This is a genomic window from Mesorhizobium shangrilense (assembly GCF_040537815.1).
GTDB lineage: Bacteria > Pseudomonadota > Alphaproteobacteria > Rhizobiales > Rhizobiaceae > Mesorhizobium > Mesorhizobium shangrilense.
The window spans coordinates 262,479-281,099 of sequence record NZ_JBEWSZ010000004.1 but is presented as its reverse complement, the minus strand read 5'-3'; the positions used below and the strand labels follow the sequence as shown (position 1 = coordinate 281,099).

At 59.8% G+C, this 18,621-nt stretch carries 16 protein-coding genes and 1 pseudogene; 7 read left to right on the top strand and 10 right to left on the bottom strand.

Annotated features, from left to right (window positions below; all coding sequences use genetic code 11):
• Positions 1–204: 204 nt before the first annotated feature.
• The gene (locus ABVQ20_RS32105) at positions 205–1,467 is read right to left on the bottom strand and encodes a spinster family MFS transporter (RefSeq protein ID WP_354463707.1); all 1,263 of its coding nucleotides are present in this window, start codon (positions 1,465–1,467) and stop codon (positions 205–207) included.
• Positions 1,464–2,732, bottom strand: coding sequence for an FAD-dependent monooxygenase (locus ABVQ20_RS32100; RefSeq protein ID WP_354463706.1), 1,269 nt, complete (start codon positions 2,730–2,732; stop codon positions 1,464–1,466). Before ABVQ20_RS32100 ends, ABVQ20_RS32105 begins: the two co-directional genes overlap by 4 nt.
• 440 nt (positions 2,733–3,172) lie before the next feature.
• On the opposite strand from ABVQ20_RS32100, the gene ABVQ20_RS32095 reads away from it, so the two are divergent.
• Complete coding sequence (locus ABVQ20_RS32095; protein ID WP_354463705.1) at positions 3,173–3,748, top strand: TetR/AcrR family transcriptional regulator; 576 nt, start codon at positions 3,173–3,175, stop codon at positions 3,746–3,748.
• Here ABVQ20_RS32095 and ABVQ20_RS32090 read toward each other — a convergent pair.
• The 7 genes and pseudogenes from ABVQ20_RS32090 to ABVQ20_RS32060 form a co-directional block, all read right to left on the bottom strand.
• A pseudogene (locus ABVQ20_RS32090) lies at positions 3,676–3,984 on the bottom strand (aldehyde dehydrogenase family protein); the annotation flags it as partial. The gene ABVQ20_RS32095 and the pseudogene ABVQ20_RS32090 sit on opposite strands and share 73 nt — an antisense overlap.
• 1,154 nt (positions 3,985–5,138) lie before the next feature.
• Complete coding sequence (locus ABVQ20_RS32085) at positions 5,139–6,164, bottom strand: rolling circle replication-associated protein (protein ID WP_354463704.1); 1,026 nt, start codon at positions 6,162–6,164, stop codon at positions 5,139–5,141.
• Positions 6,165–6,323: 159 nt separating this feature from the next.
• Positions 6,324–6,770: a M15 family metallopeptidase domain-containing protein gene (locus ABVQ20_RS32080; RefSeq protein WP_354463703.1), complete on the bottom strand. Its 447-nt coding sequence runs from the start codon at positions 6,768–6,770 to the stop codon at positions 6,324–6,326.
• 173 nt (positions 6,771–6,943) lie between these two features.
• Positions 6,944–7,573, bottom strand: coding sequence for a hypothetical protein (locus tag ABVQ20_RS32075; protein ID WP_354463702.1), 630 nt, complete (start codon positions 7,571–7,573; stop codon positions 6,944–6,946).
• Positions 7,574–7,641: 68 nt separating this feature from the next.
• Positions 7,642–9,273 carry a major capsid protein gene (locus ABVQ20_RS32070; RefSeq protein WP_354463701.1) on the bottom strand — a complete coding sequence of 544 codons (1,632 nt, stop codon included), beginning with the start codon at positions 9,271–9,273 and terminating at the stop codon, positions 7,642–7,644.
• 73 nt (positions 9,274–9,346) lie between these two features.
• Positions 9,347–10,000 (bottom strand): hypothetical protein, encoded by a 654-nt coding sequence (locus ABVQ20_RS32065; RefSeq protein WP_354463700.1) that lies wholly within the window; start codon positions 9,998–10,000, stop codon positions 9,347–9,349.
• Between the two features lie 99 nt (positions 10,001–10,099).
• Positions 10,100–10,297: a hypothetical protein gene (locus tag ABVQ20_RS32060; protein ID WP_354463699.1), complete on the bottom strand. Its 198-nt coding sequence runs from the start codon at positions 10,295–10,297 to the stop codon at positions 10,100–10,102.
• 253 nt (positions 10,298–10,550) lie between these two features.
• On the opposite strand from ABVQ20_RS32060, the gene ABVQ20_RS32055 reads away from it, so the two are divergent.
• Positions 10,551–12,077, top strand: a complete 1,527-nt coding sequence (locus tag ABVQ20_RS32055) for an FAD-dependent oxidoreductase (protein ID WP_354463698.1) — start codon at positions 10,551–10,553, stop codon at positions 12,075–12,077.
• Here ABVQ20_RS32055 and ABVQ20_RS32050 read toward each other — a convergent pair.
• Entirely contained in the window at positions 12,043–12,873 is an 831-nt protein-coding gene (locus ABVQ20_RS32050) for a helix-turn-helix transcriptional regulator (RefSeq protein WP_354463697.1), read from the bottom strand. The genes ABVQ20_RS32055 and ABVQ20_RS32050 overlap by 35 nt on opposite strands.
• Before the next feature lie 142 nt (positions 12,874–13,015).
• Between ABVQ20_RS32050 and ABVQ20_RS32045 the strand changes: the two genes are divergently transcribed.
• The 5 genes from ABVQ20_RS32045 (at position 13,016) to ABVQ20_RS32025 (ending at position 18,615) form a co-directional block, all read left to right on the top strand.
• On the top strand, positions 13,016–15,127 hold the full coding sequence (locus ABVQ20_RS32045) for a N,N-dimethylformamidase beta subunit family domain-containing protein (protein ID WP_354463696.1): 2,112 nt from the start codon (positions 13,016–13,018) through the stop codon (positions 15,125–15,127).
• A gap of 40 nt (positions 15,128–15,167) precedes the next feature.
• Positions 15,168–16,166 carry an ABC transporter substrate-binding protein gene (locus ABVQ20_RS32040; protein ID WP_354463695.1) on the top strand — a complete coding sequence of 333 codons (999 nt, stop codon included), beginning with the start codon at positions 15,168–15,170 and terminating at the stop codon, positions 16,164–16,166.
• An 87-nt stretch (positions 16,167–16,253) separates the two neighbouring features.
• Entirely contained in the window at positions 16,254–17,138 is an 885-nt protein-coding gene (locus tag ABVQ20_RS32035; RefSeq protein WP_354463694.1) for a polysaccharide deacetylase family protein, read from the top strand.
• Positions 17,135–17,848, top strand: coding sequence for an SDR family NAD(P)-dependent oxidoreductase (locus tag ABVQ20_RS32030; RefSeq protein ID WP_354463693.1), 714 nt, complete (start codon positions 17,135–17,137; stop codon positions 17,846–17,848). Before ABVQ20_RS32035 ends, ABVQ20_RS32030 begins: the two co-directional genes overlap by 4 nt.
• A gap of 26 nt (positions 17,849–17,874) precedes the next feature.
• Entirely contained in the window at positions 17,875–18,615 is a 741-nt protein-coding gene (locus ABVQ20_RS32025) for an SDR family NAD(P)-dependent oxidoreductase (protein ID WP_354463692.1), read from the top strand.
• Positions 18,616–18,621: the final 6 nt, after the last annotated feature.

Here is an 18,621-nt window from a genome sequence, read left to right as displayed (position 1 = left end):
TTAAGATGCATTGATGTATCTAATTATAGTTCTTGTTTCGGCGCAAGATGCGAGTATGAATCTTATCTGCTATTCGCGGATTTTTCTGTCGCGCCCATCGCTTTTGGCTGTTCCGCAACTTGCAGGGTTCGCGTCGGTGAGAACGGCAAGGGCGCGACGCACCCTTGGTCGCCGCAGCTCGGCGTCGTTACTCGGCGTAGCAACTCATGGCTTCATGCTTCGGCTTGCACGCCAATAGTGGAAAGCGGACCATGCCTTTAGCCAGCTCACGCTTATAAGCGCCCATTTCAGCGAGTTCTCGCCCCATATGACCATCAGATCGCTCAGTAGCCCGACGACGAACGATCCAGAGGCGATGCCGACGCCGTTGATGCAGAACAGGGTCACCGCTGAGGCAAAGCTTCGCGCGCTTGGATCGACGGCGGATTGGATCGCCGCGAAAGTCGGCCCAAGGTAGAAGCTGCTCAGCAACACCGTCACCGCCAGCAAGACCAGGAACAGCGTGTAGTTGCTGGATAGGAGCGCCGCGATCTGCGTTACCATTGCGATTGTGAACGCCCCGCCGAGCATCTGGAGGGCATAGCGCGGATCGCGTTCGGTCAACCAACTGCTGATGAAGCCGCCCGATAGAATGCCGACCATCGCGACAATGCCGGCTACTACGCCGAAGCTTGCGCCTGTCTCGGTTGCCGAGAGGTTGAACGTTCGCATCACATAGGCTGGTCCCCACGCATTCAGCGCGCCAGCGCTGCATCCCAGCAGCGTGCCCCCAAAGACAATGTTTCGGATCATAGGGTTCTGGAAAAGGCTCCTGACATTGCCACGGGGGAGCGATTTCGCTTCCGATTGGGGCTCACGAGCCGGCTCTCGGACTGTCGTTAGTAGGAGCATGACAAGCACCATCCCGCCGCCGCCGACGCAAAGAAAGGCCGTGCGCCACCCGAACCGATCGCCGATATAACCACCCAGCGCGAACGCCGCGAAGGCGCCGATGGCAACCCCGACCGAGTAGACCGCCAGACCTTTGGCACGGGCGGGACCTTGCAGATAGTTCGCGACGATCGAATGCGCTGCCGGCGTGAGCGCGGACTCGCCGGCTGCAACACCAATGCGGGTCAAAGCGAAGGTGCCAAATCCCTTGGTGAAGCCGGCCATGGCAGTGAACATGCTCCAGACCGCGATCGCGATGCTAATGATGGCGACACGGTTTCCGCGATCGGAGAGCCTGGCGATCGGTATCGCGCAAATCGCGTAGGTCAGCGAGAAAGCAGGGCCGGTGATCAAGCCGATCTGCGTGTCGCTCAGGCCCAAGTCTTGCTTGATCGATTCAACCATGATGAAGGGCAAACGAGAGTCGATCGAGGCGAGGACCTGGCACAGCATGAGGGCGAGAACGACGTACCAGGCATAAACTCTCGACGGCGACGTGTCGGAGTCATTCACAGCGTTACGATGAGCAATGTTCATGGCGTCACCGCACGGATAGCGGTGTTGCTCGGTCGGATAGCGTCATAGTCCGACAGGTCGAGCGCGCTGTGCACAGCTCGCTCCGTGCCCTTTTGCATGGCTGATGCCCCGACCAGGGCGAGCAGAGATGCTTTGCGCTGTTCGAGTTGCTCCGGCGTTGAAGGGATCATGCCGACCTTGCCCTGATCCACGGTTGCTTGGTTCATTTCCACGAATGGCCGAAGCTTGCTGTTATATGCAGCGAACGCGTCCCGATGATCGGCGTGCAGTGCGAGCTCGCACGCGAGCACATAAGCACCGACCAGCGCGAGGCTGGAGCCCTGTCCTGTAAGGAATGAAGGCGCATAGGCGGCGTCTCCAACCAAAGCAATCCGGCCCTTGGTCCATGCCGGCATCCGAATCTGCTGAACGGCATCGAAGTAGAGATCGTCAGCGACCTGCATCGACGCGATGAGTTCCGGCAGCTTCCAACCAGCTCCGGCAAAGGCCTTCGCCGTCAAATCGCGCTGAAATGCCGGTTCGCGCCCCTCGCGACCCAGCAGGTAGGGATGCGAAAATGCCAGGAGGGTGAAGACTGATTTTGGCTTCTCCCCGACAGCATAGAGCGCAGTCAACCGACCCGGCGCGTTGACGCAGATCGCCTCGTGACTGAGGCCGAGCATATTTGGCGTTGAGAATCCGGCGAAGCAGTATCCAATCGGCCACGCGAAGTCTGCGTCCGGGCCGAAGGCAAGCTGACGAGTGTTGGAATGCACGCCATCTGCACCCACAACGATGTCGAACATTTCCCGGCCACCGTCGGTGAATGTCACTTCGACGCCATCGGCCCGATCGCTTATCGCCGCGATTGACGTGCCGAACTGGTAAGGAATCCGGTCGCGCGTGAGCGAGACGAGCAGCGACGTCAGCGTTCCACGGGGCAGTTCAACATCGCGTCCCCGTACGGCACCATGGATCCATTCCGGCTCGACCGTCGCGATCTCGCGCCCGTCTTCATCGAGGAATGTCGCCTTCTCAGAGCGGATGTGCTCCTGGAACAACTCTGCAAGCAGGCCCATCCGCTCAGCGACCTGCATGGCGCTGCCGCGAAGATCGATTGGATACCCACCCAAGCGGATAGTCTGCGACTGCTCGACCATGGTGACGGAGAACCCGAATTCGTGCAGCCAGTAGGCGAGCGCAGGCCCGGCAATACTAGCTCCCGAAATCAGGACGCTTCGGCCGTTCCCGAAGGTTTGGGGTGAATGTTCGATTGGTGTGTTCACGAGGAGAATCCTCTTCAAGGCAACCGATCGCATCGGTCTGTTGTGAATTGCTGAAATGCCGGAGCGGCCCTCGGCGTACGCCGCGCTAGCGAATGCTGCGGGCCCACAACGTGGTCAGAAGCGGGAAGCGTCGCGATTGCAAATCACGGCAGCCGCAAACGTCGGATTTCCGAGAACGCTGCTTGCTGCGCGAAAGGCGTAGATCGTGATGACGCCAGGCTCGGCGGCGAGCATAATTGCGCCGCCAGACCGCCTGTGGAGGGGAGGCGCCTGCTTGAGGATTGAGCGAACCTCATCCATTTGTGCATTGGAAAAGCCGGTCTCGCACATTCGCTCGCTTGTCACACATTCGCTCCTGCTATAAGATGCGGTAATGCATCTATTCAGGTATAAGCGATCAGGTCAAGATGCATTAATGCATCTTATTTTAGGGCTGGTTTATGGGTGAACGACGCCGAGGAGCGGATCTGGAACAAGCGCTGCTGGAGGCGGCATGGCTTGAACTGATCGAGCATGGCTATGCCGGATTGACCATCGAGCGCGTGGCGGAAAAGGCCGGGACAAGCCGTCCGGTTATTTCCCGCCGCTGGGACGGAAAAGCCCCGCTCGCGATCGCCGCGATTCGTCATCAGATGGCGAAGCATCCGTTGGAGGTCCCGGACCGGGGAAACGTGCGGACGGAACTTCTGGAGTTTCTCGAGCGAGCGTCGGAGCGCGCCGCCGGAATTGCGGCCGCGTTCACATTGTTCATGAGCGAATATTTGTCTGAAACCTCGTCTAGTCCCGAGGCGCTGCATCTCGCCATCATCCGAGGCGAAGCGGAATCGCTTTCGGTGATCCTGAAGCGCGGTGTGGAACGTGGGGAGGTTGATCAGAAAAAACTGATCCCGCCCGTGAGCTCTCTGCTCGGCGATCTCTTCCGGCACCATGCCATCATGAACTTCTCGGCACCACCACCCGCGTTGCGGAAGGCCTGGGTCGACTCCGTGATCCTGCCGCTTATCAGAGCCGGATAGGACGTTGCTCGCAGCGTGCGTCCCCAGGCGTCCTTGTCGGCATGGGCCGCATCCAGGGCCGCCTCGATGTGCTGGGCATTCGAGCGCGCCACCTCGCACAGCAGCTGACCGTTCACCGGGGAGTGGTTCTCGAAGTAGCGGCCGGAGCGCGGTTCGGTCCATTTGCCGCCGATGAAATTGCCGTAAAGCTTGTCGAAGGGCACCTTGACTGGGCGTGAGAATTCCACCTTGTTCATGTGTCTTCCTCCTAAAGCTGACGTCGCGGGATGCGACGCTTCGGAGGAGACTTGCGATTTATGCTGCCAATGTCACCGCCGCGGAGACAGTGAGCGGGCGGAATGCGAAGCGAGCTTCGACCCAAACCATTCCTGGATATTCGAGGATACGGGGCCGACGAGCCGATCGGCGATTTCGGCCCGACCATCCTTGCTCCCGACGTTGGCGTTGACCAGAACGTCGAGAGGCGAGACTGTCGCATCTCTAATTTGCTCAAACGTCGCATTACTAAATTGCTGCTACATAGATAAGTCGCATAACATCAATTGTGGAACTTTTAAACGAACGTCTAAGTAACGGCTAATATATATGCCGTAACACATGGCTGGACTGATTTGGGTATGGCAGTCAAGAGCCCCACTTGAAATACCTTGTTAAGAAATTATATTTGCGAACGCGCTACAGCGCCGTTACTAATAACGGGGATCGCAATGAATCATTGGAGAACAAGGGTGGAAGCCGAAATCCAGTACCACAGTAAGACCAGTGCAGAGCGGCAAGCCGCATGGCGTAAGCGCCAGAAGCACAACGGTCTTGTCCAAGCGGCAGGGTGGGTGCACGAGCACCAACTACCGGCGCTGCTACAGCTGATCGAGATGCTGAGGGCAGCGCCGGGCTTGGAAGTAGGTTCGCCACGGAATACCATGTCCGGGCGACTGCATAAGTTGAGGTAGAGCGATGCTAGAACACCACCTGAGAAAACTAGTGTTTTGGATCATGGCGATCATAGTGGCGTTCGCATGGGTGGGGCAGGCCCCACCGCACTAGCACCATGGCACGAAGCGTTTTGATGAACCGCCGCCACCAAGTGAGCGGCGGTCTTTTTTTGGCTCAGGCCTTTTTTTGCACCGCAGGAGATCGTCGCGCGATTTTTTGACATCGACGGGTTTTTTACCCGGCAACGGATCAGGGTGCTTTTTTGATGGGGCCAGAGCCGAGATATTGAGCCGCGAATGGCGGCGTTTGCCACTTTCGTTAGGTGCTAAGAACCCAGCCGCTACGCGACTGGCGTGCTCCGCACGCCCCACAGCCATCCGCCTGGACATTTCTTCCCGCAGGAGATTCCGCGCGGGAAGGGCGGTTTTTGGCTTGGGAGGGGAAGAGAGGGAGAGACCTACCCTTGAAGATGCGGCGGGTAGAGATTGAACCCCGCGCCGTACACGGGACTCCAGTACTTTGCCCGGATCCGGTCGCGATACTCTTCCAGTTTTTTTTCGTCCTTTAGAAGCCATTCTATTTTTCCTTCGTAGCTACGGAGAACCCTATCGCCGTACTCATCCATGAGATCGGACGGAGGGGGCGGGCGACCATCGCCCTTGAAGCCAACGATCTGGCTTTCTTCGACCAACCGCTGATTACCTTTCGGTCCGCGCAAGATTTTGCGACGGGCATAGAGCGGAGAGCAGGCGTACATAGCCGCCCATTGGTCATTAAAGGACTGACAGAACAGGTCAGCAGCAGCAGACCCCGGACGCAGCATGTAGCGCTTGGGACTACCGTCAAAAGCTTGGACGCCCGGGAAGCTGTAGTACAGGTCAAGCGGAGCAATGCCCTGAGTGACATGGAGCCGCGCGCGCTCATGGAGCCATGAAGCGCCAAGCAGCGGCTTTTTGGACATGCGGCAGAGCGCCTGTCGTTCTGGGCCGCCGAGGTCCTTATTGAGGTACTTGCAGACGTACCGGACAGCGGCGGCAGTATCTTCGGCAGAGCGACCGAGTGGTTCCCACGTCGAGAAGCCAAGCTCCCAATGTTCTTGATTGAAGCGCACCGGATCGGCGCGCGTGGACGGCTGGTGAGCCGGAACAGGACCCTGCCAGAAGATTAAGAGATGCCAGTGAGCGCGGCCCTTGGTGGAGCCGTATTCGCCCACAGCGAAATACCGGGCAGGGAAGCCATGCTTCCGCAGCCGTTTGAAATATTTCTGGACATCAGAGTAAGTCAGCAGCGCAGCACGGAGATGATCCGAGTTGCCGTTTTCATCGCGACCATAGGTCAGCGTTACGAAAAAGGGAGCGCTGGCAAACTTACTTTCCGCAATGCATCGGCCCGTCCAGTCATCGACGGAGCGGCCAAAGCATTGCGAGCAATTGCGACACCCAACAACCGTCCCGTCAGCAAGAGTTTGAGGTGCTTTGCACATGATTGACTTTCCTGAGTTGTCGGGTGTCACTAATTGCACATGGGGACAAGAAGGTGTGTGCGGTGACGGACCCTGTTTTTAGCTACTTCGAGCAAAACAGGGTCCGCACCATCGGCCAGACTGCTAGGCCACCAAGGGTGCCAAGCCAGCAGGCCGAGTTCATCGCGCAATCATATGCGCGCGCCAGTCGGCGAGTTCCCAATGGGCAGGGTCCCAATCAAAGGCGTCATTGACGCCGGGATCATCCCCGCCCCAAACGAGCTTGAAGCCCCTTTGATGGGCGATTTCAAAGCCGATATGGCCGACTATCGACCATTGCTTTGGCGTTAGACCCCAGTGCTTGAGGCCGTGGACAATATCCGTGGCACAGCCCCAGTTATGGGCGCTGTCAGGGTACCGGACTGTTGTGACGCCCCTCACGAAGGCCGACTCCTGATCGGCCTTCGTGCGCCAGACACAGTGAGGGTACATGGGCACATCGAGCACGCGGAGCCGTCTTATAAGCAGCCGCGTGAATTCGACAATGACCGGATGCGCGCCCGTCTGGTCGGCCCGCATCTGTTGTTGGCCGTAGTGGACGGACAGGCAGTATTGCTTGTCCGCCATGCCAGCGAGTGACTGGCGTAGCCCCACCTCCGGCCACGGAGGTGGAGGAGGGTATTCGTCACCAGTAACAAGGGGAGGGGCGGGCGCTACTGCCCGCCTAACCCGATGATCCGGGCGATAGGACTGTCGCGCGCCAAGACGCGCAACAGCCTCACGAACCTTATCGGCGATACTCATTCTTCCGTCTCGCCCTGAAGCGATCCGTCACCCTCAGCGCCTGTTCCTCCTGGCGCAGCATCGCCCTGTTGATCTGCCGAACCGGCCTTGCCGGCTCCCGACTTAGGTTTTTGACGTTGCGGAGCCTCGCCGCCATGTACTCCAGACTGTCGTTCATATTCACTCCTCATCGCGGCGAGTTGACCCATCATTTCAGAGCGCAGAGCCGCCTCCATACGCTTCTGATTTTGTTCGGCTTGGAACGTGACCCACTCCAGCGCCTCATTGCGCGGCGCGCGATCATGGATAGTGGTGAAGCTTTCGCCGTCGCCGTCGAACCACATTTCCTCGCGTTCCGTGGACTGCCAGTAGACGACGCGATCCACATCATCGGCGGCGATCTCGACTTCGCCATTGGCGATGAATTCGAGCGTCTCAAGACCCGCCGGCATAGTCGCGAGGAAGCGGGCAGGGCGCTTGACGACCCTGCCATCGTCGCCGGCCGTAGCCTCGACCACGAACAGCGGAGTAGCTTCCAGACAGTTGAAATAAATGCGCACACGCCTTGAGCGATCATCCGAAGCGCGCAGGACGACAGAGCCAGCAAGCGGATGCCAGTCCGCGAGATTATCGAGCTTGATAGACATATAAGTTTCTCCTAATTAATGAGATGTCCGCCAGTGACCGAAGCCACTGGCGAAAGTGAAAGGACGAGTTACGGCTTGACGATGCGGGACTGATCGACTTCCGCCAGAACCTTGGCGTAGTCGTTTGACGCTTCGATGAGGGCAGGGCCGAACTGGGTATTGCCCTGAATGATCAAATCGCCCTGCATGACGACTTCCGCGATATCCTGATTGGTCACCGCGAACGGCTTTGTGTGGATGCTGGTACACAAATAGAAATCCGGACCAAGGGTCGGATTGATCGTCTCCGACGCCCAGAAGCGTTGACGGTCCTCATCAAACGCCGCGTTCGCCTGGGGGCGATAGAACTTCCCGCCAATGTGCGGAGCGGTCGAGTTCCACTGATAGCCCATCGGCGCATAGCCGAAGGTCTGGGTTGGCGTCGCGTGGTCAATGTCCACATAGTCACAAGGGACGACCGACACCTTTTCCGGGTCCAGATAATCGCGGATGAATTTGGGCCGGTCGTTCTCGTTGTTGGTCATATACAGAAAGGCGTCTTTCTGCCTTTCAAACAACTGCTCGGGAGTGATCTCCGCCACGATCATCAGGACGCCGCCCGTGTTGATACGCGGCACCCTGATATTGAGGTCGACGAACGTAGCGCCGTTGACGACGCTGTCGGTCAGATTGCCCGAATTCGTCGCATAGCGCTTGGCCATCCCGAAGATGGTAGACGCCTCAGCCACAAGTATCGGGTCTTTCAGCGCCTGATCGGGCACCGTGATGCCATCCATCAGGATGTTGATGATGTATTCGTCGGAATGACCGGCGTATTCCTCGCGCATGCGCGCGAAGGCTTGGGTTTTCTTGGCCAGCTCGATGTTTGACAGCGATATGCTGATACCGTTCGCCGCCATTTCGGCGAAAATCTGAGGACGGTTCGCGGCACCGATTGCACCGGCGGATTGCCCCTTGATGAAGATGCCGTTCGCGCTATTCGGCGTACCGACCGGCATATCGTTCGCAGCCGAACCCGTGTAAACAATCGACCCCGAATTCGTAAAGTTACCGGCACCGATGCCGATACCCTTGACCGGCAACTGAGTGTTGACGACATTCAGCGCCACCACGCCATCGGCCTTAGCCTGATCAAAATCCGGCACCACGTGTTTGAAATTTTCGTGGTTCCAGAAGGCCGGCGCCAAGTTCGCCTGAAGGCGGGTGCGCGGAGTCAGCGACTTGGAGCGATTGGTCGCGCGATGGTTCCAGATCAGATTATAGGCCTCAGTGTAGGCCGTATTGATCGCGCCGCCGACTTTGTAATGCTTGCCCAGATAGACCATGATGTCGTTCGACTTGTAGGCAGGGCCAACCACCGTTTCGACAAACGGGATAACGGCTCCGCCGTCGATTGCCGGCTGGCCTTCATAGGCACGGTTGAGGATGTCCATGCTCCCTTGGAAGCGGTCGAAGGCGAGCGTCGGCACAATATAAGCCTTCACATCGACGCGGACGGCATTCATCAGAATTTCAACCGTCTCCTCAAGCTCGAACGAGCACCGGAGCAAGTTGCCGGGGATGGAGTCTTCACGATGCAGGCCGCAGGCGAAGATCGGAACCATCTTGCCAGCCGGCAAGGAGGTAATGCCGCGCCCCGTCTGGACACGCATGGTACGCGGAATGTCGATTGGCACGGACTGTTTGCGAGTAGCGTTCATTTGCGTTTGCCTTTCAGGCTTTTGAGGAATTTTCGGAGTTTCGCGCGGCGGCGCGCACAAGCGCCGCAGCGCATTACGAAGGGGGCAGGATTGGCGACGATGGATACAGCCGCTTACCCGCCGAGTTTCTGGAGGTAGGACGAACCGGCCTGTATGTGCCGGTTCTCAGAGGCGGGATTTTCCAACCACCGCCGAAGCCGGGTAGAGGCACCGGAGCATTAGCTTCCAAATCCCGGTAACCAACATAAACGCCGAACGCCATGTTTGCGATTTCGCTATCGCCATAGCGATCAGCGAACGCCTGACCATCAGGGACGTTTGGATCAACGACCAAACCCGTGTCCTTCGGATAGGGATTGGTCACAGACGGCGTTTCCACCTTGGGAGTACGCGCCGACCCTGCCGATGCAGGGTTCATGCCGCCCGGAGAACGGACAACGGTTGAGCCGACCGAAGACGGCACACCGCCGATAGACGCCCGCAGCCTTTGGGCCGTATCGGCCTGTAGGTTGCGGAGCGTTTCCTGCTTGATCTTGAACTCCAGATCAGCAGTAGCTTTAGACATCGGGTCATAGCTGGACACGATGTCACCGACCTTGCCGAGCGCATCAGCGATGAACGCGCCCGACGACAGGCCGGGATGGCTGGTTGCGGTGAAGCCCGCCGAGCCACCATTGCGGATGGCGGTGAGGGGATTAAACCCCGCCGCTTCCGCGTCCTGGACCATCCGGGAGTAATCAACCCGACTGGTTGTTTCCTCTTTCTTGCCTCCGCCGAGCAGCCCGCCAAGCAGCGTGGCACCGGCGGAGATAAGTGCACCAATGAACTAGGCCGCCTCCTTTGAGTGCGATACATATCGGCCCGCGATGAGATCGCAGCCGACAAGGAAGATAGCGATCAGGCCATTGACCAACTGGTCAGCCAGATCACCGTCCAGACCCTTGGCGACAAGATAAGCGCCAAGCGCCGTTCCGAGCCGCGTGACGACAGGGACCACGACCGACCGGACAAGCATATTCTTCATGCTTTCGACTCCTTTCTTTTAAAGGACGTTCGAAAGCTCCCGGAGTTTCGATTAGGCTTCAAACGAACCGATACGAGCCGTTTGTCGCATAACATCAATTATGGAACTTGAAATTCTTATTGAATAACAATGGCTTATCAAGAAGTGCACATGGGTTGTCCAGAAGAACACATGGGAAGGATCCGCAGGTTTCATGGCGCCAAGCGTTCCAGGGTTGGAGTCTTGCCCCTGACGAGACATGGTGGAGAATGAGATGGGCCGTAGCGATGTCCTGATTGTCGGCGCCGGACCGACCGGCCTTGTCCTGGCGCTGTGGCTCGCCAGGCAGAGGGTGAAAGTCCGCATCATCGACAAGACGGATGGGCCGGGCACGACGTCACGCGCGCTCGCTGTGCAGGCGCGAACGCTCGAACTTTACCGCCAGCTCGATCTGACGGAAGAGATCCTGGCAAAAGGTCACAAGGTCCCTGGGATCAACCTGTGGGTCGAAGGCCAGAAGAAGGCACGCGTCCCCTTTGAAACCATCGCCGAGGATCTCACGCCCTATGGGCCATTCATCTATCCGCAGGATCAACATGAGCGCCTGCTCATCGAGCATCTCGAGGCGCTCGGCGTGTCGGTCGAACGAAGCACCGAGCTTCTCGGTTTCAGCGAGGCCGGCGATCACATTGTTGCAACCCTGCGCCGCCCGGACGGCCAGGAAGAACCATGCGAGGCAAACTACCTCGCCGGGTGCGACGGCGCGCGCTCCATCGTTCGGCAGACGGCGGGCATCGGCTTTCCTGGCGGCACCTACCAACAGGTGTTTTACGTCGCCGACGTCGATGCTTCAGGTCCAGCGTTGGATGGCGAGTTGCATGTCGACCTGGACGAGGCCGACTTTCTCGCGGTCTTTCCGCTGAAAGGCGAAGGTCGCGCGCGGCTGATCGGAACCGTCCGCGACGAGCGGGCAGCGCAGGCTGAAACCCTGAAGTTCGAAGATGTCAGCGATCGCGCCATCCAGCACATGAAAGTGAGGGTTCAGACAGTCAACTGGTTCTCGACCTACCGCGTCCATCACCGCGTCACGGAGCATTTCCGCAAGGGACGCGTCTTCCTCCTGGGAGACGCCGCGCATATTCACAGTCCGGCCGGCGGTCAGGGCATGAACACAGGCATTGGCGACGCCATCAATCTGGCCTGGAAATTGAAAGCCGTTCTGGCCGGCCAGGCATCGGATGCTCTCCTGGATACCTACGAAACCGAGCGCCGGGCCTTTGCGCTAAAGCTTGTGGCAACCACCGACAAGGGATTCACGCTCGCGACGGCTGAAGGATGGGCGGCGGACTTCATTCGCACGCGCATCGTCCCCATAGTCGTGCCCACGCTGTTCAAATTCGAAGCGGTTCGCGGCTATCTGTTCAGCGCGGTGTCCCAGATCGTCATCAATTACCGCGACAGCGCGATCAGCGTAGGCAGGGCCGGCGACGTCAAGGGCGGCGACCGCCTTCCCTGGGCGCCGACGCCGGGCGTCGACAATTTCGACACGTTGCGGACGATCGGCTGGCAAGTCCATGTTTATGGCACTCCAAGCGCTGAGCTGGACGACTGGTGCAAGCGTCAAGGCCTCGCCCTTCATGCGTTCGCCTGGCAGGAAGCCCACGCAAAGACGGGGCTTCTTCGCGATGCGATGTATCTGCTTCGACCCGATACATATGTTGCGCTGGCGGCCGAACAGCAGGATCCCGAGGTGCTAAGCCGCTACTTCATGGATCAAGGACTGGCGCAGGGGCAGACTTGACGCTGGTCGCTCCCTCCAGGATCGGCATCATCAGCGCAAAGAGTTCCGCTTGCGACGAAAGATTGCATTTGCTGTAAAGCTGCTTGCGAAAGACCTTCACCGTCTGTGGGCTGACACCGAGATGGAGCCCGATTGACGGCGAGGAATGTCCCTGCAGAATCAGAAGCGCCACCTCTGCCTGTCGCTTGCTCAGCAAAACGCCATGGTGCGTTCGCATGGCGGCGATGAGACCATCGGTGATCGATGTCGCGCTGATATCAGTCGCGGAAGGACTCTCGGAAGCGCCCCAGTGGGCCCTCAGCAGGGACATGATCACCGGCTCATGCGATCGCAGGCATTCTTCGGCCCGCTGCGAAAAGTCCTGACCGGAAGAACTGTCCTTGCCCATGGAGATCGTAATGGTCGCATTGTCGCCGATAGGCAGAACAACGGAAATCTCATCGGTTATGCCGATGCGCCCATAATACCATTTGAAATATCGGCTGCGCCGAAACTGATCGGGCGCCACGTCAAGAAGGCGATAAAGCCCCGGCGCTCCGCGCCTGAGATGGAAATGATAAATCGGGTCAAGCAGGTATGCCGCGGCCAGATATTGCTCGGCAAGATAACGAAAGACATCTGGTCCGTAGATCTTTCGGTAGAGCACGTTGGGAACGGCGGTGCCTGAAAAGACGATGACGATCACATTGTCATAGTCGAGGCAGCGGTGAAGGTACTCCGTTAGCGCCGGATAGAATTCTCGCTTGCCGATCGCGTCGATCGCAAGCCCAAGGCTCTCGTGGACAGCATTTGTCACCAATCATACCCCGATGGGGGTATATACCCCCGCAAAACGATACCACTAGAGTAAATCAAAAAAAACAGGGGTATGATCTTTTGTCGAAAACATCACCTCAAAGGCCGAATTGCTCAGCGTTGACGCGGGGAACCCCGCAGCGATGAGACGCCCGGTCGATCACAGCGCGATGGCCGTTTCAGGCTATACTGTTCCCTGGTACGCGCCAGCCGGAGCGCCGATTGCCCTCCATGTCTCCATATCGGAGCCGGTGCGGGATGTGCGGGTTGCGCGGTTGGATACGCCGACGCCGAGGGTTATGGACTGGGCGGTGAAGACCGTCGGCGAGCGACCCGGCAGGCGCGATTTCCATCAAGGGTCGTTTCTGAGAGTTTCCGCCGCCGAGATTGCCAAAGCCGCGGGGATCGAAGGCGTAAGCTTCGAAGTCTATCTGACACGCAACGATGGTCTCAGGGTTCTGCTGGAAACAGGGTCGCTCCGCCTCGGCCTGCGGGACGGCCTGCTGACCGTCGAACATGGAGGCCGGCAGTTTCGGATCGACGAGACATTGCCAGCAAACACCTGGCTGACCGTCGGGATGTCTTCGAACGAAGGCGGGACAGCGCTTCGCATCCGGTCGGATGACGCGCTCTCGCCCCTGGATTTTTACCGCCAATTCGACCTGCCCTGGAAAGATCTGTCAGGAGATCTGCTGTTTGGGGCCAGCGCATCAAACGATATCCGGTCATTGAACGCCAAATTCTCGTCCATTGCGCTGCAGACCGAGAATGGACCTGTTGCCTGGACATTCCCCGCGCTTCTGCCGACAGCCGCACTCGCCTCGTCGGGCGCAAGTGAGGTCCTCCTGCTGGAGGCGGTCAACCAGCCGGCCTTCTGCATGACGTCGCGGCGCTGGGATGGATCGAGTTTCGAGCCGCGGCTGGTGCCATCGCACTACGACGCGGTTCATTGCCACGACGACGATATGGGACCGTTGCAATGGCCGGCATCCCACAGCCTGGATATCCCCTCCGAGGCGGAAGCCGGCGTCTACGCCTTCGATGTCGAATATGATGGCGGATCAGAGCGCATCGTCTTCTTCATTTCCTCTGCCAGCCGGCGCTCGGCCCTGCTGTTCCTCGTCCCGACCGCCACCTATCTCGCCTATGCCGACGAATTCCTGCCGGCGCATCTCTACGAATGGCTGTGCGAGGATCGCGGTCATCGCTTCGCGATCGATAACAACCTGAAATCGCTTTACGACTATCACAGCGACCTCAGCGGCGTGTCGATCTCGTCCTACAAGAAGCCGAAAGCGACGTTGCGCGACGACTACAACTATCCGCTCTGCGGCTGCCCGCACAATCTGCCCGTCGACCTGCATTTTCTCCGGTTCTGCCACAGCAACGGCATCGCCTTCGACCTCATCACCGACCACGACCTGCACGAGCGCGGCCTCGCCGGCCTGCAAGGGTACCAGGCGGTCATTACAGGCAGTCACCCGGAATACATGTCCGTCGAAATGGAGCACGCGCTGCGCACATTCGCGGCGCAGGCAGGCAGCATCGCCTATCTCGGCGGCAATGGTTTTGCCGGCAAGGTCGCGTTCAAGGATGATCTGATGGAACTGCGGCGTTCGCCACTCGAGGCTGGCCGTACCTGGGACGGACCGATCGCCGAACAGTCGCTCTCGATCACCAACGAACCGGGGGGCCACCTTCGCGCCAGCGGGCGCGGCGAATTCTCGCTGACGGGCGTTGCCATTTCGCTGATGGGGTTCGAGGGGGCACGGCCCTTCACGCGGACACCGGAAAGCCATCTGCGGGCTGCCGAATGGCTGTTCGACGGCGTGACCAACGAAACCTTCGGCGCCGGCGGAATCGTGCTCGGAGGTGCCGCGGGCTACGAAGTCGATGCCACCGATCCGCATCTGGGGACATCTCCCGACACGATCATCATCGCGCGCGCCACGGGCTTTCCCGACGGGTTCGTGCACGATGCGACGCGCTGGTACGAAGGGGGAGCGAGCGAGCGCGCAACGCGCCGCTGCGCGGAGATGACACTGCGTCCTCTTGCTTCGGGAGGGCTGATCTTTTCGGCAAGTTCGGTCGCCTGGTGCGGCGCGCTGCCAGGCGCCGGCGACATGAACGACGTCGGGAGGATCACATTGAATTTGCTGACGCATCTGGCGGCGGCAAAGAGCCGGCCGGACCCACTTCGACAACAACAAAAAGACGGGAGCCAACCCGCAGCGACACAGGGTTCAACGGCGTAATTCGTTTCAACACTTCACCAAGGGAACAAGGATCGGAATCATGGGAATCATCAGAAATCATTTCATCGGCGCGGCCATGTTGGCCGTAGCGACCGCAATGCCCTTCGCGGCGCAACCCGCGATGGCGCAGGATCTCAAGGTCGAGCCGGGCACCTTCAAGCTCGCCATCTCGCCCTGGCTCGGCTACGGCATGTGGTACGTCGCTCAGGAGAAAGGCTTCTTCAAAGCCAACGGGCTGGAGGACGTCCAGCTGATCAATTTCGTCGAAGACAAGGACATGGGCGCTGCGATCGCAGCCGGACAGGTCGACGGCGACAATGAATCGATCCAGCAGTTGCTGGCGAAGGTGCAAGCCGGCATTCCGCTCAAGGGCATACTGCTGCTCGATGCAAGCACCAAGGCCGATGCCATCCTCGTCAACGCCGACATCAAGACGGTGGCGGACCTGAAAGGCAAGCAGGTTGCCTTCGAGAGAGGCTCGACCAGCGATCTCCTGTTGAACTACGTGCTGCAGAAAAACGGCATGACCATTGATGACGTGAACGTCCTGCCGATGCCGGCGGCGAGTGCTGGAACAGCCATCATTTCCGGCACCGTTCCGGCGGCGGTGACCTACGAGCCCTACATTTCGGCGGCCGTATCGGCCGACAAGAATATCAAGGTCCTGGCCGAGGCCGGCGAGGCGCCAGGCCTGATCAGCGACGTGCTGGCGGTGCCGGACGAAATCCTCAAGACGAAACCGGGCCAAGTGCAAGCCATGCTGAAAAGCTGGGACCAGGCTCTCGAATATTACCGGGCCCATGTCGAGGAAGGTCGGGCGATCATCGCCAAGGGAGTCGGCGCCACCCCCGCGGACCTGACGACTGCCTTCGACGGAGTTTCGTACTACTCGGTCAGTGAAAGCCAAGCCGCGCTCAACGGGGTGTTCAAGTCCGAAACCTATCCTGGCATCGTAAAGGCCGCGCAGGCAGCCAAGCTGGTCGACAAGGACATCGCCTACGAGACAGCCATCGATTCCGCCGTGGCGCATTCGAAGTAACCGCTGCCGCAACGCCGGGCGGGCCGTCGCGGCCCGCCCTTTTCACACAATCCCGCCCTTTTCACACAATCAAGGGAAGCCCAGCGTATGGCCGTTGCCGACGTTCAAGTCGCTCTGACCTTCGATTTCGACGCCTATTCGACATGGATCGGCAGCCACAATGCGACGTCGCCGAGCATGCTGTCGCGCGGAGAATTCGATCCGATCGGAGCGCGCCGCGTTCTGAAGGTGCTGGAGCAGGCCGGCATCCCGGCAACCTTCTTTGTCCCCGGCCATTCCGCTCTCGCATTCCCGCCGGTGGTCCGCGCCTTTCGCGATGCCGGCCACGAGATCGGCCATCACGGCTGGGTCCATGAAAACCCGGTCCTGCTGACGCGCGAGGAGGAGCGCACGGTCTTGCTGAGAGGCCTGGAGGCGCTGGACAAGGTCGCGGGCGTCAGGCCATGCGGATATCGTTCGCCTGCCTGGGACAACAGCCCGTCCACCATCGAACTGCTGCTCGAACTCGGCTTCGAGTATGAAAGCTCGATGATGGGGAACGACCACGAACCCTATTGGTGCCGTATCGGCGATTCGTGGTCGACCACGGAAGAATTCCGCTTTGGCATCCCGGTCGATCTTGTTGAGCTGCCCGTTGCATGGCACCTCGACGACTTCCCGCAGTTCGAGTTTCTGGCGACGGACAAGGGTTACCTGGCTGGCGGCCGCGCCCCGTCGACGGCGCTTGAGATCTGGAAGGCCGAATTCGACTTCCTGTATCAGAGGATTGGCAGCGGGGTGATGGTGGTGACCATGCACCCGCAGATCATCGGACGCGGCCATCGGCTGCTGATGCTCGAGCAATTCATCAGCCATGTCGCATCGCATGAGCGCGCCGGCTTCACCACCTGCCGGGACCATGTGCGGCAATGGCGGACGGGCCGCTCGCCGTCGCTGCCAGCCGACGCGGGCGACAACAGGCTGTCCCGATGAAGACGGCAATCCTCACCGGTGCGGCTGGCGGGATCGGCGCGGCCATCGCGACGCTGCTGGCATCAAACGGCGCCACCGTCATTGCTCTCGACAGGTCGTTCACCGGCGTCAGCGAACAGGCCACCGATGCCGGCCATATCCTGTCGACATCGTTCGATGTTTCCAGCGAAGCGGATTGGAGCAGGATCTCGCGCATGGTTGCCGAACGGTTCGGCCATATAGACGCCCTGGTCAACAATGCGGCGATCTTCAATCCGGTCCCCTTCCTGGAAGAAAGCGTGGCCGGATTCCAGGCCGTCACCGGCGTCAACCAGATCGGCACGTTCCTGGGGATGCGTGCCGCCGCGGCTCTGATGCCGGCGCAAGGCGGCGCGATCGTCAACGTCTGTTCGACAGGCGGGCTGAGAGGGTTCAGCGGTGCATTCGCCTATTCGACCTCGAAATGGGCGATACGAGGCATGACCAAGGTCGCGGCGCGTGAACTTGCCAACCGCAACATCCGTGTCAACGCCGTGCATCCCGGGTTGGTCGACACACCGATGCTTGGTGAAAACACGGCGCAAAACCTGACGAAGATGACGGCGTCAGTGCCACTGAACCGGCTCGCCAGGCCCGACGAGATCGCCAGGCTTGTCGCGTTTCTGGCCTCGCCCGGCAGTGAATACATCACCGGCTCCGAATTCACGATCGATGGCGGGCAGACGATCTAGGTCCGCCCGCGACAGAAAGCTCAGCGATGGAACGACGATTTCAGGGAAAGACCGCAATCGTGACCGGGGCCGGCAACGGCATCGGCCTCGCAACCGCCAGGCGTTTGCAGGCGGAAGGCGCCGAGGTGCTTTCCGTCGACTGGAATACGGATTATCTGGCGAATGTCGCAGATCCTACGCTGACGATCGATCTCGCCGACGACGATGCGCCGGCCCGGGTCGTGGAGGCCGCCAGGACGCATTTCAAGACCGTCGACATGCTCGTCAACAATGCCGGCGTTGCTGGTCCCAAAGCACTGGCGGAAAGCGACGACGAGCTGATCGACCACGTCATGGGCATCAACATCCGCGCGGTGATGCGCCTGACGCGCGACATGCTCCCGCATATCACGAGACCGGACGGCTGCATCGTCAATGTCTGCTCGGTGTTCGGCGAAGTCGGCTTTCCCAACACTGCCGCGTATGCGGCATCCAAGGGCGCGCTGTCGCAGCTCACGCGTCAGCTGGCGTCCGACCTGTCGGCGGATGGCATCCGCGTCAACGGCGTGGCGCCGGGCGTCATCAACACACCGATCGTCGCCGAGCGGATCGCTTCGGATGCCTGGTACCGGCGGGCGATGATCGAAACCACTCCCATCAGGCGCGTTGGAACGCCAGAGGATGTCGCCGGCGGCATCCTGTTCCTATGCAGCAACGACGCCCAATTCATCACCGGGCATATTCTCAACATCGACGGCGGCTGGCTTGCCGCACGCGTCGCCTCCTGAAGGCGA

Coding starts and splice junctions, on each gene's coding strand:
- ABVQ20_RS32060 (WP_354463699.1), bottom strand. CDS start 10,297: ATGAAGAATATGCTTGTCCGGTCGGTCGTGGTCCCTGTCGTCACGCGG.
- ABVQ20_RS32055 (WP_354463698.1), top strand. CDS start 10,551: ATGGGCCGTAGCGATGTCCTGATTGTCGGCGCCGGACCGACCGGCCTT.
- ABVQ20_RS32105 (WP_354463707.1), bottom strand. CDS start 1,467: ATGAACATTGCTCATCGTAACGCTGTGAATGACTCCGACACGTCGCCG.
- ABVQ20_RS32095 (WP_354463705.1), top strand. CDS start 3,173: ATGGGTGAACGACGCCGAGGAGCGGATCTGGAACAAGCGCTGCTGGAG.
- ABVQ20_RS32085 (WP_354463704.1), bottom strand. CDS start 6,164: ATGTGCAAAGCACCTCAAACTCTTGCTGACGGGACGGTTGTTGGGTGT.
- ABVQ20_RS32035 (WP_354463694.1), top strand. CDS start 16,254: ATGGCCGTTGCCGACGTTCAAGTCGCTCTGACCTTCGATTTCGACGCC.
- ABVQ20_RS32045 (WP_354463696.1), top strand. CDS start 13,016: ATGAGACGCCCGGTCGATCACAGCGCGATGGCCGTTTCAGGCTATACT.
- ABVQ20_RS32030 (WP_354463693.1), top strand. CDS start 17,135: ATGAAGACGGCAATCCTCACCGGTGCGGCTGGCGGGATCGGCGCGGCC.
- ABVQ20_RS32080 (WP_354463703.1), bottom strand. CDS start 6,770: ATGGCGGACAAGCAATACTGCCTGTCCGTCCACTACGGCCAACAACAG.
- ABVQ20_RS32025 (WP_354463692.1), top strand. CDS start 17,875: ATGGAACGACGATTTCAGGGAAAGACCGCAATCGTGACCGGGGCCGGC.
- ABVQ20_RS32040 (WP_354463695.1), top strand. CDS start 15,168: ATGGGAATCATCAGAAATCATTTCATCGGCGCGGCCATGTTGGCCGTA.
- ABVQ20_RS32075 (WP_354463702.1), bottom strand. CDS start 7,573: ATGTCTATCAAGCTCGATAATCTCGCGGACTGGCATCCGCTTGCTGGC.
- ABVQ20_RS32070 (WP_354463701.1), bottom strand. CDS start 9,273: ATGAACGCTACTCGCAAACAGTCCGTGCCAATCGACATTCCGCGTACC.
- ABVQ20_RS32065 (WP_354463700.1), bottom strand. CDS start 10,000: ATGGTCCAGGACGCGGAAGCGGCGGGGTTTAATCCCCTCACCGCCATC.